Origin of the sequence: Pseudomonas putida, from assembly GCF_022627325.1 — a bacterium.
Taxonomy (GTDB): domain Bacteria; phylum Pseudomonadota; class Gammaproteobacteria; order Pseudomonadales; family Pseudomonadaceae; genus Aquipseudomonas; species Aquipseudomonas putida_X.
In genome coordinates this window covers 1-15,232 of sequence record NZ_JAETZZ010000012.1, presented here as the reverse complement: position 1 = coordinate 15,232, position 15,232 = coordinate 1, and the positions used below count along the sequence as shown (strand labels likewise).

The 15,232-nt window shown below is 61.8% G+C and carries 14 protein-coding genes and 1 pseudogene; 5 read left to right on the top strand and 10 right to left on the bottom strand.

The window, feature by feature from the left end; all coding sequences use genetic code 11:
• Positions 1-20 precede the first annotated feature (20 nt).
• The 4 genes and pseudogenes from JNA92_RS26140 to JNA92_RS18820 all read right to left on the bottom strand — a co-directional run.
• A pseudogene (locus tag JNA92_RS26140) lies at positions 21-953 on the bottom strand (cache domain-containing sensor histidine kinase); the annotation flags it as partial.
• Positions 954-1,270: 317 nt separating this feature from the next.
• Entirely contained in the window at positions 1,271-1,675 is a 405-nt protein-coding gene (gene cueR, locus JNA92_RS18830) for a Cu(I)-responsive transcriptional regulator (RefSeq protein ID WP_241806157.1), read from the bottom strand.
• The gene (locus JNA92_RS18825; RefSeq protein ID WP_241806156.1) at positions 1,672-4,071 is read right to left on the bottom strand and encodes a heavy metal translocating P-type ATPase; all 2,400 of its coding nucleotides are present in this window, start codon (positions 4,069-4,071) and stop codon (positions 1,672-1,674) included. The genes cueR and JNA92_RS18825 overlap by 4 nt, the downstream gene beginning before the upstream one ends.
• 52 nt (positions 4,072-4,123) lie before the next feature.
• A complete protein-coding gene (locus JNA92_RS18820; RefSeq protein WP_241806155.1) occupies positions 4,124-4,510 on the bottom strand; it encodes a hypothetical protein in 387 nt (128 codons plus the stop codon).
• A gap of 144 nt (positions 4,511-4,654) precedes the next feature.
• On the opposite strand from JNA92_RS18820, the gene JNA92_RS18815 reads away from it, so the two are divergent.
• Both JNA92_RS18815 and JNA92_RS18810 read left to right on the top strand, forming a co-directional pair.
• The gene (locus JNA92_RS18815) at positions 4,655-4,852 is read left to right on the top strand and encodes a heavy-metal-associated domain-containing protein (protein ID WP_241806154.1); all 198 of its coding nucleotides are present in this window, start codon (positions 4,655-4,657) and stop codon (positions 4,850-4,852) included.
• Positions 4,853-4,960: 108 nt separating this feature from the next.
• Positions 4,961-6,142, top strand: coding sequence for a multidrug effflux MFS transporter (locus JNA92_RS18810; RefSeq protein WP_241806153.1), 1,182 nt, complete (start codon positions 4,961-4,963; stop codon positions 6,140-6,142).
• Here the strand turns inward: JNA92_RS18810 and JNA92_RS18805 are convergent.
• Complete coding sequence (locus JNA92_RS18805; RefSeq protein WP_241806152.1) at positions 6,093-6,290, bottom strand: hypothetical protein; 198 nt, start codon at positions 6,288-6,290, stop codon at positions 6,093-6,095. The genes JNA92_RS18810 and JNA92_RS18805 overlap by 50 nt on opposite strands.
• Before the next feature lie 489 nt (positions 6,291-6,779).
• Here JNA92_RS18805 and JNA92_RS18800 point away from each other — a divergent pair, with 489 nt between their 5' ends.
• Positions 6,780-7,487 (top strand): ArsR/SmtB family transcription factor, encoded by a 708-nt coding sequence (locus tag JNA92_RS18800; RefSeq protein WP_241806151.1) that lies wholly within the window; start codon positions 6,780-6,782, stop codon positions 7,485-7,487.
• A gap of 18 nt (positions 7,488-7,505) precedes the next feature.
• Here JNA92_RS18800 and JNA92_RS18795 read toward each other — a convergent pair whose 3' ends face one another.
• The 5 genes from JNA92_RS18795 to JNA92_RS18775 all read right to left on the bottom strand — a co-directional run bounded on the left by JNA92_RS18795 (position 7,506) and on the right by JNA92_RS18775 (position 11,873).
• Complete coding sequence (locus JNA92_RS18795; RefSeq protein WP_241806150.1) at positions 7,506-8,453, bottom strand: adenosine deaminase; 948 nt, start codon at positions 8,451-8,453, stop codon at positions 7,506-7,508.
• 106 nt (positions 8,454-8,559) lie between these two features.
• Entirely contained in the window at positions 8,560-9,246 is a 687-nt protein-coding gene (locus tag JNA92_RS18790; RefSeq protein ID WP_241806149.1) for an SDR family oxidoreductase, read from the bottom strand.
• Between the two features lie 362 nt (positions 9,247-9,608).
• Positions 9,609-10,193, bottom strand: coding sequence for an IMPACT family protein (locus JNA92_RS18785; protein ID WP_241806148.1), 585 nt, complete (start codon positions 10,191-10,193; stop codon positions 9,609-9,611).
• A gap of 9 nt (positions 10,194-10,202) precedes the next feature.
• Positions 10,203-10,865 carry a TetR/AcrR family transcriptional regulator gene (locus JNA92_RS18780; RefSeq protein WP_241806147.1) on the bottom strand — a complete coding sequence of 221 codons (663 nt, stop codon included), beginning with the start codon at positions 10,863-10,865 and terminating at the stop codon, positions 10,203-10,205.
• A gap of 90 nt (positions 10,866-10,955) precedes the next feature.
• Positions 10,956-11,873, bottom strand: a complete 918-nt coding sequence (locus JNA92_RS18775; protein ID WP_241806146.1) for a LysR family transcriptional regulator — start codon at positions 11,871-11,873, stop codon at positions 10,956-10,958.
• Between the two features lie 118 nt (positions 11,874-11,991).
• On the opposite strand from JNA92_RS18775, the gene JNA92_RS18770 reads away from it, so the two are divergent.
• Positions 11,992-13,338, top strand: coding sequence for an aspartate aminotransferase family protein (locus JNA92_RS18770; protein ID WP_241806145.1), 1,347 nt, complete (start codon positions 11,992-11,994; stop codon positions 13,336-13,338).
• Between the two features lie 73 nt (positions 13,339-13,411).
• A complete protein-coding gene (locus JNA92_RS18765; protein WP_241806144.1) occupies positions 13,412-14,905 on the top strand; it encodes a CoA-acylating methylmalonate-semialdehyde dehydrogenase in 1,494 nt (497 codons plus the stop codon).
• Positions 14,906-15,232 lie beyond the last annotated feature (327 nt).

Genomic DNA, 15,232 nt, shown 5'->3' with positions numbered 1-15,232 from the left:
ATCAGGCTGCGGATGGCGCCGAGGAACTGGTTGAACCAACCGGCCAGTTGCGCGGTTTCATCACGGCCACGGACTTCCAGGTTGCGGGTCAGGTCGCCTTCGCCCTGGGCGATGTCCTCCAGGCCACTGGAAACACTGTTGATGGGGCGCACGATGAGTTTGGCGAACGTGGCGCCGACCACGGCGAACAGCGCAGCCAGCACCAGCGCGACGCCGCCGATGAGCCAGGTGAGGCGGGTGGTGGTCTGCATCACTTCGCTTTGTTGGATCAGGCCTATGAAGGTCCAACCGAGTTTTTCGTCGGGGTAGACGTTGGCCATGTAGCGCACGCCGCCGATTTCGACCTCAGCCAAGCCCTTGCCGGCTTTGGCCAGCTCGGCATAACCGTCGCCGAAGCTGGCCAGCTGTTTGAAATTGTGACTGGCATCGCGTGGGTCGACCATCACGTTACCGTTGTTTTCCATGAGGATCAGGTAGCCGCTTTCGCCTAGTTTGATCTGCTGGACGATCTCGGTCAGGCCCTTGAGCGATACGTCGATGTTGACCACGCCACCGGGGCTGCCCAGTTGGTTGGCAACGGTGCGCACGGTGCTGACCAGTACGGCATCGTCGCCGGCCCAGTAGTAAGGGGCGGTGCGCAGGGTCTTGCCAGGGTTGGCCATGGCCGCCTGGTACCAGGGGCGGGTGCGCGGGTCGTAGTTGCTCATGTTCGGATCGCCTGGCCAGAAGGCGTAGCCGCCGTCTTGCAGGCCATAGGATACGTAGGCGTAGTCCGGATGGCTTTTGGCCAGGCGCGTGAACAGTTCGTACAGTGTCTTGTCCTGATCGCTGGGTGTGATTTGCGCAGCGTCGGCGCTGATGTGTTTCTTGACGTTGTCGCCGCTACCGGTGACCTGGGGGAGGCTGGCCAGGTAGTCGACGTTTTGGGTGATGCCCTGGAAAAACAGGTTCATCGCGTTACTGACCTGGCGGATTTCCCGGCTGCTGCCGTCAAGAAAATCGTCGCGGGCTTCGCCGCGCAGGTTGATGACCACCAAGGTGGCTACGAGGACGATGGGCAGTGCGGCGATGACCGCGAATGCCCAGGTCAGTTTCTGTTTGATGTTCATCGACGCTCCCGGAATTTATTTTTTCGACACGCGAGGCAGGTAGAAACTGTATCGGCGGCATCCGGGGTTTTTTGAGTGAAAATGCCCGTATTTATTGGGCAAAGGCGCATTTGGCGACTATTCGGTCGGCTCCAGGCTAATATGGCATACCAAGCGTGGGCTCAACTGCAGCATTCGCTCCCTTTTGCGAGATCTTTGAGAATCGGGCAGTCAGGCCGGTCATTGCCTTTGCAGTGCGCTACCAGTTCGCTCAAGGTGTCACGCAGGCTGGCCAGTTCCTCGATACGCCGGTTCAGCTCATCGATGTGTTGCAGCGCCAGCGCCTTCACGTCGGCGCTGGCGCGCTGCCGGTCCTGCCACAGGGTCAGCAGCTTGCCCACCTCTTCCAGGGAAAACCCCAGGTCGCGTGAGCGCTTGATGAAGGCAAGGCTGTGCAGGTCCTCTGGCTGGTACAGGCGGTACCCGCTGTCGCTGCGGGTGGCCGGCTTGAGCAGGCCGATGGCTTCGTAATAGCGGATCATCTTGGTGCTGAGCCCGCTGCGGCGGGCGGCCTGGCCGATATTCATGGGGCCTCCTGCGAGGTGCTGGTGGGTTTCCAGGTCTTGAGCCACAAGGCGTTGCTTACCACGCTGACGCTGGACAACGCCATGGCGGCGCCGGCCACTACCGGGTTCAGATAACCCAGCGCGGCCAGCGGAATGCCGATGAGGTTGAAGATGAATGCCCAGAACAGATTCTGGCGGATTTTCGCATAGGTCTTGCGGCTGATTTCCAGGGCGGCAGGCACCAGGCGCGGGTCACCACGCATCAGCGTGATGCCGGCAGCCTGCATGGCCACGTCGGTGCCGCCCCCCATGGCAATGCCGATATCAGCGGCGGCAAGCGCTGGGGCGTCGTTGATACCGTCGCCGACCATCGCTACCACACCACCCTTTTTCAGCTCGGCTACCGTGGCGGCCTTGTCGGCCGGGAGCACTTCGGCGTGTACATCGTCGATGCCGAGGGTGTCGGCGACCACCTTGGCGCTACCGCGATTGTCGCCGGTCAACAGGTGGCTGCTGATATGGCGTTTGTGCAGGGCTGAGATAGCCTGTTCGGCACCTGGCTTGAGGCTGTCGCCGAAGGCGAACAACCCTAGCACGCGAGGCTGTGGGCCCCGTTCAATCAGCCAGGACAGGGTACGGCCTTCGGCTTCCCAGGCCTGTGCCTGTGTGGCGAGGGCGCCGGGTTGCAGGTTGCATTCGTCGAGCAGGCGCCGGTTGCCCAAGGCCAGGTCACGGCCTTGCACCTGGCCAGCGATACCGCGGCCGGTAAGGGACTGGCTGCCGGTTACCGTGGGCACCTCCAGCCCCTGCCCGGTGCAGGCATCGAGTACTGCCTTCGCCAAGGGGTGTTCGCTGCCCCGTTGCAGGGCAGCGGCCAAGCGAAGCAATTCAGCTTTCTCACCCACCAGTGCCTGGCTGTGGATAACGCGCGGGCTGCCAGAGGTGAGCGTACCGGTTTTGTCGAACACCACGCGGTTCACCGCATGGGCGCGCTCCAGCGCCTCGGCGTCCTTGATCAGGATGCCGTGGCGCGCGGCAACGCCTGTGCCCGCCATGATCGCGGCAGGTGTGGCCAGGCCAAGGGCGCAAGGGCAGGCAATCACCAGCACGGCGACGGCATTGATCAGCGCAGTCTGCAGCGGGGCGCCGGCCAGTGACCAGCCGATCAGGGTCAGCAGTGCGATCAACAGCACGGCCGGCACGAAGATCTGGCTGACCCGGTCTACCAGTTTCTGGATGGGCGCCTTGGCAGCCTGGGCATCTTCGACCAGGCGGATGATGCGGGCCAGCACGGTTTCTGTACCCAACGCCCGGGTACGCACCAGCAACCGGCCCTCGCCGTTGATCGCGCCGCCGGTAACGCTATCGCCCGGTTGCTTGGGCACTGGCAGGCTCTCGCCGCTGATCAGGGCTTCGTCGGCGTGGCTGGTGCCTTCTTCCACTTCACCATCGACCGGGAAGCGCTCCCCTGGCTTGACCAGCACCAGGTCACCGAGCTGCAATCGGGCAATTGCAACGTCTTCTTCGTGGCCATCGACCACCCTCACGGCGCGCTCTGGGCGCAGCGCCTCGAGGGCACGGATGGCGCTGGCGGTCTGGCGTTTGGCGCGGCTTTCAAGGTACTTGCCCAACAACACCAGGGCGATCACCACCGCCGACGCCTCGAAGTACAGGTGCGGGGCCATCCCGACCGGTGCCTTGGCCCATTGGTACAAGCTAAGGCCGTAACCGGCACTGGTGCCCAGCGCGACCAGCAGGTCCATATTGCCGGCGCCAGCGCGCACAGCCTTGTAGGCCGCCACATAAAAGCGTGCACCAAGGATGAACTGCACGGGGGTGGCCAGCGCGAATTGCGCCCACGCCGGCAACATCCAGTGCACACCAAAGGGTTGCAGCAGCATCGGCAACACCAGGGGCAGGGCCAACAGAAGGGCGGCGCCTACGGCCAGACGTTCGTTGCGCAGTCGGCGCTGGACGGCTTGCTGATCGTTGTCGGCCGGCAGCGGCAGGCTGGCACCGTAGCCGGCCTTTTCGACCGCGCCGAGCAACAGGTTGTCATCAAGGCCCTGCAGCACCTGAAGGTGGGCACGTTCGTTGGCAAGGTTGACACTCACCTGCTCGACGCCCGGTAGTTTGCCGAGTGCGCGCTCGACACGGCCGACGCAACTGGCGCATGTCATGCCCTCGATGCGTAGCTCCAGGGTGCGGGTCGGTACCTGGTACCCGGCGCTGCGCACGGCCTCGACCAGGGCCGGCAGGCTGCCGGCCGGGGCTTGGACCCTGGCCTGTTCGTTGGCGAGGTTGACGCTGACCTGTTCAGCGCCATTGACCTTGCGCAGCGCGCGCTCGACGCGGCCAGCACAGCTGGCGCAGGTCATGCCGGAGATCGGCAGGTCGAATGAAGTGGATGCGGGCATGGCTCTCCTCCTTGGACAGGCCACCAGCATCAACCTTGCCATGTGGGGAAGGTCAATAGTCCAGGCTGGCTCGCCTCAGTACCAGCCCATTGTGGCCCATGGCAATGCGGTACTTGTTGATCTGGCCCGCTTGCAGGGTCAGCCGAGTGCTACGCTGGTCTTCCAGGCCGGGCGCGCAGCCGGGCATCTGCCCCGGCAGCAGGCGCAAGCGCACGTCAACAGGGCCGGGCGGCAGGTTGAAGGAGGCCGACTGCTCCTGGAACACGCGCCCGGAGAGCTGGTCGTTCAGATAGACACCGATTTCGCAGCTGGTGGCCACTTCCAGGCGTTCGCGTGAAATGATCAGCACGCTGTAGTCCGAGTTGCCTTCGGCGCTTGCCGGTGGCACTGCTGCCAGCGTGCCCAATAGCCCGACAACGCCCACTGCTGTCCTGAACATGAAGAATCTCCTGCTTGCCGAATCGTAAAGGCGCAGCTTGGCCGAGGTTGGTAGGGATTTCCAGCCCGGCCGTTCGATGCAGAACTTGACCTTGCCCCGATGGCAAGCTTGAAACTGCGCCAAACCCTGAAGGAGGCAACACCCATGCAAGTGTTCAACGTACAAGGCATGACCTGTGGCCATTGCGTCAAGGCGGTCACCCGCGCGGTGCAGGACCAGGATGCGAGCGCCAAGGTCGAGGTCGATCTGGCCGGCAGGCAGGTGCGTGTGCAGAGCGCTCTGGCTGCTGAGCAGTTGCTGGCAGCGATTCGTGAAGAGGGCTACCAGGCCGACGTGGCCTGAAGTCGAATGGGCCGCTTCTGTGGCCCTGTTTTGTTGCAAATGTTTTCATGCTGATGGCGTCGCTTGCAGGTAGACTTACGCACTTGCTTAGCCTGCTATGGATTCCTGATGAACCTGCGAATGGTGCTGATCCTGGGCGCACTCAGTGCGTTCGGGCCCCTTGCGATCGACTTCTACTTGCCCGCCTTCCCGGCCATGGCGCAAGCGTTCGCCACCGACGAAAAACACGTCCAGACCACGCTGGCCGCCTACTTCCTTGGCCTGTCGCTCGGGCAACTGGTGTATGGGCCGGTGGCCGATCGCTTTGGCCGGCGCAAGCCGCTGCTGTTTGGCGTCATGCTGTTTACCCTGGCGTCGTTGGCCTGCGCCTACGCGCCAAACCTGGACACGCTGATCCTGGCGCGCTTCGTCCAGGCGCTGGGTGGCTGCGCCGGAATGGTGTTGTCACGGGCCATCGTCAGTGACAAGTGCGACCCGGTGGCCTCGGCCAAAGTGTTCTCACAACTGATGCTGGTGATGGGGTTGGCGCCAATTCTTGCACCGATGCTCGGCGGCGTACTGGTGAACCTGGCGGGTTGGCAGTCGATTTTCCTGACATTGAGCCTGTTCAGTGCTGCTTGCTTGCTGGCGGTCGGCCTGGGGTTGCCAGAGAGCTTACCTGCGCACATGCCGCGCCAGCCGTTGTCGGGCGCTTTGCGTCAATACCTCCGGTTGCTGGCTGACCGCACGTTCTTTGGCCATGCATTGACCGGAGGGATCGCCATCGCGGGTATGTTTGCCTACATCGCCGGTTCACCGTTCGTGTTCATAAAGCTCTACGGTGTGCCGGCCGAGCACTACGGCTGGTTGTTCGGTACCAATGCGGCAGGTTTCATCCTGGTGGCGCAGATCAACGCGCGTCTGCTGGCAAAGCGTGGGCCGGCCTTCCTGCTGGTGCGTGCAGTCTGGCTGTACCTGGCTGCGGGGCTGGTGTTGCTCGGTGTGGCAGCGCTGCGCCCAGCTGAACTATGGCCATTGCTGGTGCCGCTGTTCATCTGCATCGCCAGCCTGGGTTGCATCATCCCCAATGCTTCGGCGTGCGCCATGAGCGGCCAGGGCGCACGCGCCGGTAGCGCCTCGGCCTTGATGGGCTGCCTGCAATTCAGCGTCGCCGCAGGCGCGGCGGCGCTGGTCAGCCTGCTGCACGATGGCAGTGCAGTGCCCATGGCGTTGGTAATCAGCCTGTGCGGGGCGCTGGTGGTCAGTGTTGCGCTGTTGACCCGGCGCTTGCAGGCCACGCCTGCGGCTTGAGTGGGTGAGGCGCGCGCAGACGAGCTTCCAGTGTGACGACGAAGGCGCGTGCTTCTGCTTCGCTGCGAAAGCTCACCACATGCTGGTCAAGCCTGACTTCCCAGGGGCAGTTGGGGTTACGGTTAGACGCCCTGACGATAATCTCCATCGCGGCATACCTCCGAAGGATGGGGAGAGCGGCTCAAGTGTAGCGCTGCGGTTGCGGGGTGCCAGGGTATGAGTGGGCGTCCTGACTGGCGGTCAGGGCATTTTCCGGCAGGGGCGTCAGACGCTTCCAGAGGCAATGGCTGGAGGGTGTAGAACCTTCGCTTTTGTTTGCGCTATTTATGGAACGGCACTGTCGGCAGAGTCTCTGCCCGCGCGGGGCCATTGTTCCTCGTGCGTCGTTTCTTCCCTTCTATTTCGCGGCCTGATGCCTGTCACCTAAAACTGACGCGGGGCCATTGGCCTATTCCAATCGGTCAAGGGTTGCCCTACCCATCCCTCTTTGACTCCCCTGGGCTGTCTGCGCGGCTGCCGGACGGGCCGTTCATGCGGCTTATACTGACCCCGGTGCCAGGCCGGTAGCAGCTAGGGGGCAATCGGCGTTGCCAATGTTGGCCATTGGAATTCGGATCTTGCAGGGAGTTGAAGGGACATGAATACAGTCAGCAGTATCAGTCAGATTGCCGGCCTGATGGCCGACCCCAAGCGAAGCGCCATGTTGTGGGCGTTGATCGATGGCACGCCGCGACCGACCGATGAGCTGGCGATGATGGCTGGGTTGACGTCCTCCTCGGCCTGCGCCCACTTGTCATTGCTGTCGTCGGCAGGCCTGCTCAGGCTTGAGGCGCGCGGTCGCAAGCGTTACTTCCGGCTGGCGACGCCACAAGTGGGGGCGGCCGTGGAAGCCTTGGCCAGCGTGCAGCTGGGGACCGACAGGGGCGTGCAGGCCAAGCCGCTGCCAATGCCGATGTCGACGCGCCGGGCCCGTCGTTGCGGTGATCATCTGGGCGGCGAGCTGGCCGGTGAGCTCTATCATCGGTTGGTGGTAGCAGGCTGGCTGGAGGGCAGCGTGCACCAGATGATGGTCAGTGAGGAGGGCCGGGCGCAGTTGGCTGGCATCGGCGTCTATATCGATGCACTGGCGCCTCAGCAGCAGCGCGGCTGCGTGATCTGCCACTGTAATGAGTGGAGCGACCAGGGGCCTCATCTTGGCGGCAGCCTGGGGCAGGCCTTGCTCACGTTGTTCCTGCAGTCGGGATGGATACGTGAGGCGGAGAACACGCGGGCATTGCAGATCTCGGCACTGGGGATTCAACAGATCAATCGCATTGCCCGCGTTCCGGCGTTGCAAGTGGGGTAGCTGCAACGCCTTGCCCGGTCACACCAAGCGTGCGTCCAGGCTGTTCTGCGCGAGGCGGCGGGCCTGGTCTTCAGTCATGCCCAGGTGGGTGTGCAAGGCGTGGAAGTTTTCGGTGACGTAGCCGCCGAAGTAGGCCGGGTCATCCGAGTTCACGGTCACCTTCACACCGCGCTCGAGCATGTCGAGGATGTTGTGCTGGCTCATGTGATCGAACACACAGAGTTTGGTATTGGACAACGGGCACACGGTGAGTGGGATCTGCTCGTCGATGATGCGTTGCATCAGGCGTTCGTCTTCTATGGCGCGCACACCATGGTCGATGCGCTTGATTTTCAGCAGGTCGAGGGCTTCCCAGATGTATTCGGGTGGGCCTTCCTCGCCAGCGTGGGCCACGGCGACGAAGCCTTCGCTGCGGGCACGGTCGAAGACGCGCTGGAACTTGCTCGGCGGGTGGCCTTTCTCGGAGCTGTCCAGGCCGACCGCGATGAACGCGTCGCGGAACGGCAGGGCCTGGTCCAAGGTTTTCTGTGCTTCTGCTTCGCTCAGGTGGCGCAGGAAGCTGAGGATGAGGCCGCTGCTGATACCCAGTTGCTCGCGACCATCCTTGAGTGCCTGGTTGATACCATTGAGCACTACTTCGAACGGGATGCCGCGGTCGGTGTGGGTCTGCGGGTCGAAGAACGGCTCGGTGTGGATGACGTTCTGCGCCTTGCAGCGCAGCAGGTAGGCCCAGGTCAGGTCATAGAAGTCCTGCTCGCTGCGCAGCACGTCTGCACCCTGGTAATACAGGTCGAGGAATTCCTGCAAATTGTTGAAGGCGTAAGCGTTACGCAGGGCTTCGACGTCGTTCCAGGGCAGGGCGATCTTGTTGCGCTCGGCCAGGGCGAACAGCAACTCCGGCTCCAGTGAGCCTTCCAGGTGCAGGTGCAGTTCAGCCTTGGGCAGGGCGTTCAACCAATCATACATAGTGGGTGTTCTCAAATCAGGTACGGTTGCCGCCATTCTACAGGGCCACGCCGGGTATTGCGCCCGGCCTGGCCTTGCATCGTTTCAACCACCGATCAGGTCCGACTCACCAGACGAGCGATTCGCCTTTGTAGTTGATGAAGCGCAGCCCGCCGTTGCCACTTTGCGCCTTGATCTGTTCGAGCATGCCCTGGGTACTGGTGAGCACGTCGATTTCGGCGTTCTCGCCGCCCATATCGGTCTTGACCCAACCCGGGTGCATGGCCAATACGCAGAGGTCAGGCCGCTGCAGGTCGACCACGAAGCTGTTGATCATCGAGTTCAGCGCAGCCTTGCTCGCCTTGTAAAGGCAGACCTCGCCACCGTCGGGGATGGTCACGCTACCCAGGATCGAGCTCATGAACGCCAACACGCCCGAGCCTTCACGCACCTGGCCGGCAAGGCGCCGGGCAACGCGGATCGGCGCGACGGCGTTGGTCATGAACAGGTCGCCGATTTCATTGCGCTGTACGGTTTCCAAATCCTGCGGCAGCGGCCCCATGACACCGGCATTGATGAACACCAGGTCGAACACTTCGCCTTGCAGGCACTGCTTCAGGCCATCGAGCTGAGCGGTGTCGTTCATTTCCAGCTGTTCGACGCGTACCCCTGGCACGTTATCGAGAGCGCTGGGTTTTTTCGGGTCACGCACCGTGGCCGTGATGTTCCAGCCATCTTCGTGAAGGCGCTGCACCAGGCCAAGGCCAAGCCCGCGGGAGGCACCGATGATGAGGGCAGTTCTTGGAGTCGTCATAGGTACATTCCTGTCGCAGTAGGGAAAAGGATTTGAGCATACTGCAGACTGGCGTCATGCGCCGCATCACGATTGGTCAAGAAATGATCAATGGTGTTTGGCCGTGCGTGCCCGGGGGCTTCGCTTGTTGGCTAACGGGTTATCCACAGGCTGTTCCACAGTTAATGTGCGCAAGATGCCAGGCGGCCTTGGTTATAGAGGGTTCATGACTGGGGATAACTCACCCAAGCTCAGCCGACCGAGCCTTTTATCGTACTATGATCAAAAAATGCTCAATGCTCTGCAGGCCATGAAGGGCGTGGCCTGCATCGGAGTGCCCCAAGCTTATCCACAGGCAGGCCCACAGTTGTTGTGGGCAAAGGTCAGTGGGCTTCCAAGAGGATGCGCCCGCGGCTGAGGTCGGCCAGTTGCTGTTGCAGCGCGCCGGTGTGCGCCTCGCCGACCGCAATGTGCAGGTCGACCCCATTGGCGGTGAACCGCTCTTCCAGCACGAGACCGTCGACTTCGGCCAGGCGCAGTTTGACCAGGGCCAGTTCGCTGAAGCTGCAGCTGCAGCTGTACTCGCTTCGTTGCACCAGCAGCCTTTTCGGCGCCTGCTGCAAGCACTTGTTGGCACCGCCACCATAAGCCCGGGCCAGGCCGCCGGTGCCTAGCTGGATGCCCCCGTACCAGCGGATCACCAATACCACGACCTGGTCACAGTCCTGGGCTTCTATGGCAGCCAGGATTGGCCTGCCGGCCGTGCCGCCAGGTTCGCCATCATCGCTGCTGCGGTACTGCCCGCCCAGCTTCCAGGCCCAGCAGTTGTGGGTGGCAGCCAAGTCGCTATGGCGTTCGATGAAACTCATCGCCTCGGTGGCGCTGGATATCGGGCCGGCGAGGGTGATGAAGCGGCTCTTGCGGATTTCCTCGCGAAACTCGCAGAGGTCGAGCAGGGTAGAAGGCATAAGTAGATGTCAGGCACTCGGCGTGATGCCGCACCCCTTGAGGATGATGTGGATAAGGTTGTTGCTCGCATCTTCCATGTCTTGCTTGGTCAGGCGGCTGCGGCCGGTAACCTGGCAGATCTGGGTGGCGAAGTCGGCATAGTGCTGGGTGCTGCCCCAGAGCAGGAATATCAGATGAACCGGGTCTACCGGGTCCATCTTGCCTGCTGCGATCCACGCCTCGAATACCGCCGCCCGGCCACGGAACCACTCGCGGTAGTCGGCGCTGAAGTACTCGGTCAGACAACTGCCGCCGCTGATCACCTCCATGGCGAATATCCGGGAAGCTTGCGGGTTGCGCCGGGAGAACTCCATCTTGGTGCGGATGTAATGGCTCAACGCAACGCCTGGATCGTCATCGACGCTCAAGGCGTTGAAGGTGCTGTCCCAGAGCTCGATGATGTTGCTCAACACGGCAATGTAGAGGCCGAGCTTGTTGGTGAAGTAATAATGCAGATTGGCCTTGGGCAAGCCGGCTTTGAGCGCAATGGTATTCATGCTTGTGCCCTTGAAGCCATGGCGGGCGAACTCGTCTTCGGCGGCCTGGATGATGGCCTGTTCGTTCTTCTGGCGGATGCGGCCGGCGGGCTTGCCCGAGGCGGAAAGGCGATGCGCAGGGACTTCTAGGGTCATGGACGATTCCGTACAGGTCTGTGGCAACGGATGTCGGACAAGATTACCTTCCTGCGCTCAAGTAACAAGCATTAGCGTCACAAGCAGGCATCAGCGTGTCGCAGTCAGGCTCTCGAGGAAGCTTTCCAGCACAAGATTCGGCCGTCGCCCTTTACGGGTTACCCAGCTCAGGCTCAGGTCATAGAAGCGCTGTGAGGGCTTGAGGGCGCGCAGCCGGCCTTGCTGGACCCAGAACGTGGCGTAGTGGTCGGGCAGGTAGCCGATGTAGCGGCCGGTAAGGATCAGAAATGCCATGCCCTCACGGTCCGAGGCGCTGGCGGTGCAGTTCAGGGCCTGATAAAGCGCCTGGATTTCGGCGGGCAAACGGAAGGTCGGAGCGATCGCCTCCTGGCTGTTGAGGCGGGCTTCGTCGATCTGCTGATCGTCGGCATAGAACAGCGGGTGGCCGACCGCGCAATAGAGCAGCGAGCGTTCGCTGTACAGCGGCTGGTACTCAAGGCCCGATAGCGGGCTGGTTTGCGGCACCACGCCGACATGCAGGCTGCCATCGAGCACACCCTGCTCGACCTGGCTTGGGGCGATCATGCGGATCTGAATGCGTACCTCGGGGCCGCGATCCTTGAGCTCGGCCAATGCATGGGTGATGCGCATGTGCGGCAGGGTCACCAGGTTATCGGTCAGGCCGATGTTCAGTTCTCCGCGCAGGTGCTGGTGCAGGCCGTTGACTTCGGTGCGGAAGGTTTCCAGCGCGCTGAGCAGTTGCAGCGCCGAATGGTAGACCTCGCGGCCTTCCTCGGTCAGCGAAAAGCCGGCGCGGCCACGCTGGCACAGGCGCAGGCCCAAACGCTGTTCGAGGTCGTTCATCTGCTGGCTGATGGCTGAGCGGCCAATGCCAAGCACGTTTTCGGCAGCCGAGAAGCCGCCGCACTCTACTACGCTGCGGTAGATTTTCAGCAGGCGGATGTCGAAATCGCTGACTTGGGCGAGTGGGTCGGGGCGTCGGCTCATAAGTTTAGTCTTGCGCTACCTGAAGATTAGAAAAGTAGTCTTTTTCAGACTTTATCCACGTGCGAATTTAGCTGCAACAACATCCATCGTTGCCTATTCGTTTTTCGAGGAACCGCCGATGAACATGCCCGAAACCGCCCCTGCCGGTATCGCAAGTCAGCTCAAGCTGGATGCGCACTGGATGCCTTACACCGCCAACCGCAATTTCCATCGCGACCCACGTCTGATCGTGGCGGCCGAAGGTAATTATCTGGTCGATGACAAAGGGCGCAGGATCTTCGATGCCTTGTCGGGCCTTTGGACCTGCGGTGCCGGGCATACCCGCAAGGAAATCACCGAGGCGGTGGCGCGTCAGCTTGGAACGCTGGATTACTCGCCTGCTTTCCAGTTCGGTCACCCACTTTCGTTCCAGCTGGCCGAGAAGATCACCGCGCTGACCCCTGGCGACCTGAATCACGTCTTCTATACCAACTCCGGTTCCGAGTGCGCCGATACCGCGCTGAAGATGGTCCGTGCCTACTGGCGCCTGAAGGGCCAGGCCACCAAGGCCAAAATCATTGGCCGAGCCCGCGGTTACCATGGCGTGAACATCGCCGGTACCAGCCTGGGTGGCGTAAACGGCAACCGCAAGATGTTTGGCCAGCTGCTGGACGTCGACCATTTGCCGCACACTGTGCTGCCGGTCAATGCCTTCTCCAAAGGCCTGCCGGAAGAGGGCGGCATCGCCCTGGCAGATGAGATGCTCAAGCTGATCGAACTGCACGATGCTTCGAACATCGCAGCTGTGATTGTCGAGCCGCTTGCAGGTTCGGCGGGTGTTCTGCCGCCGCCTAAGGGCTACCTGAAGCGCCTGCGTGAAATCTGCACCCAGCACAATATTCTGCTGATCTTCGACGAAGTGATCACCGGCTTCGGCCGTATGGGTGCCATGACCGGGTCCGAGGCCTTTGGCGTGACCCCTGACCTGATGTGCATCGCCAAGCAGGTCACCAATGGCGCCATTCCGATGGGCGCAGTGATCGCCAGCAGCGAGATCTACCAGACCTTCATGAACCAGCCGACCCCGGAATATGCTGTGGAATTCCCCCACGGCTACACCTACTCGGCCCACCCGGTTGCCTGTGCTGCGGGTATCGCCGCGCTCGATCTGCTGCAAAGGGAAAATCTGGTGCAGTCGGCCGCCGAACTGGCACCGCACTTCGAGAAGCTGCTGCACGGCGTCAAGGGCACCAAGAACATCGTCGACATCCGCAACTACGGCTTGGCCGGCGCGATCCAGATCGCGGCCCGGGATGGCGATGCCATTGTGCGTCCGTATGAAGCCGCGATGAAGCTGTGGCAAGCCGGCTTCTATGTACGCTTCGGCGGCGATACCCTGCAGTTCGGCCCAACCTTCAATACCCAGCCGCAGGAACTGGACCGCCTGTTCGACGCGGTCGGTGAAGCGCTGAACAAGATCGATTGATCTTTCTGATTCTGACGTAAGGCGCGCGAGCTGTTAGCGCGCCAGCATCAACCTTCTTTATCTGGAGTTTTGCATGAGCATTGTTCAGCACCTGATCCACGGCGAGCTGGTTTCCAAGGGCGAGCGCACCGCCGATGTCTTCAACCCGTCCACCGGCCAGGCCGTGCGCAAGGTCGAACTGGCCAGCCGCGCGACTGTTCAGGAAGCGATCGACTCTGCCAAGGCAGCTTTCCCTGCCTGGCGCAACACCCCCCCGGCCAAGCGCGCCCAGGTGATGTTCCGTTTCAAGCAGCTGCTGGAGCAGAACGAGGCACGCATCTCGCAGATGATCAGCGAAGAGCATGGCAAGACACTGGAAGACGCTGCGGGCGAACTGAAGCGCGGTATCGAGAACGTCGAGTTCGCCTGTGCGGCACCTGAGGTGCTCAAGGGTGAATACAGCCGTAACGTCGGCCCGAACATCGACGCCTGGTCCGACTTCCAGCCGCTGGGTGTGGTCGCCGGTATTACGCCGTTCAACTTCCCGGCCATGGTTCCCCTGTGGATGTACCCGTTGGCCATCGCTTGTGGTAACGCCTTTATCCTCAAACCGTCCGAGCGTGACCCAAGCTCTACCCTGTACATTGCCCAGTTGCTGCTGGAAGCCGGCCTGCCCAAGGGCATCCTCAACGTGGTGCACGGTGACAAGGAAGCCGTGGACGCGCTGATCGAGGCGCCGGAAGTTAAAGCGCTGAGCTTTGTCGGTTCGACCCCGATCGCCGAGTACATTTATGCCGAAGGTACCAAGCGCGGCAAGCGCGTCCAGGCACTGGGCGGTGCGAAGAACCATGCAGTGCTGATGCCCGATGCCGACCTGGACAACGCGGTCAGCGCACTGATGGGCGCGGCCTACGGTTCGTGCGGCGAGCGTTGCATGGCTATTTCGGTGGCGGTGTGTGTGGGCGACCAGGTTGCCGATGCGCTGATCGCCAAGCTGGAGCCGCAGATCAAGGCGCTGAAGATCGGTGCTGGCACCTCTTGTGGCCTGGACATGGGGCCGCTGGTGACTGCGGCTGCCCGTGACAAGGTAGTGGGCTACATCGATGAGGGTGTTGCTGCTGGCGCCAGGCTGGTGGTGGATGGCCGTGGTTTGCGTGTGGCGGGTAATGAAGATGGCTACTTCGTGGGCGGCACTCTGTTCGACAAGGTGACGCCAGAAATGCGCATCTATAAAGAAGAGATCTTCGGCCCAGTGCTGTGCGTGGTGCGCGTGAACAGCCTGGAGCAGGCCATGCAACTGATCAACGATCACGAGTATGGTAACGGGACCTGCATCTTCACCCGTGATGGTGAAGCGGCACGCCTGTTCTGTGATGAGATCGAAGTGGGTATGGTTGGCGTGAACGTGCCGCTGCCGGTGCCGGTGGCCTACCACAGCTTTGGCGGCTGGAAGCGCTCGCTGTTTGGCGACCTGCATGCTTATGGGCCGGATGGCGTACGCTTCTATACCCGTCGCAAGGCGATTACCCAGCGGTGGCCGCAGCGTGCGAGCCACGAGGCGTCGCAATTTGCCTTCCCTAGCCTTTAAGGTGTGAGAAGCGCAGCGGGGAGGCCGGCAGGCCTCCCCGCTTTGTTTTGAAGCGATGGTGAAGTTTATTGGAATTAAGCCTTGACGCGCTCTCGAATCCCCTTATAATGCGCCCCACTTCCAGCGTAGTCGGAACGAGAAACTCCTTGAAATTCAATGAGTTGCTTAGTCCAGGTAGTGCTGGAGGTGCTTTGGTCATTTGATCGATAGCGGTTGAAATGGTGGTTGACAGCGCTTCTAAACGCTGTATTATTCGCCTCCCGCTACGAGAGATCGAAGCGAGCCAAGTGTTTGAAGCTAAACGAGTTTCTCGCAAAAAACTTCAAA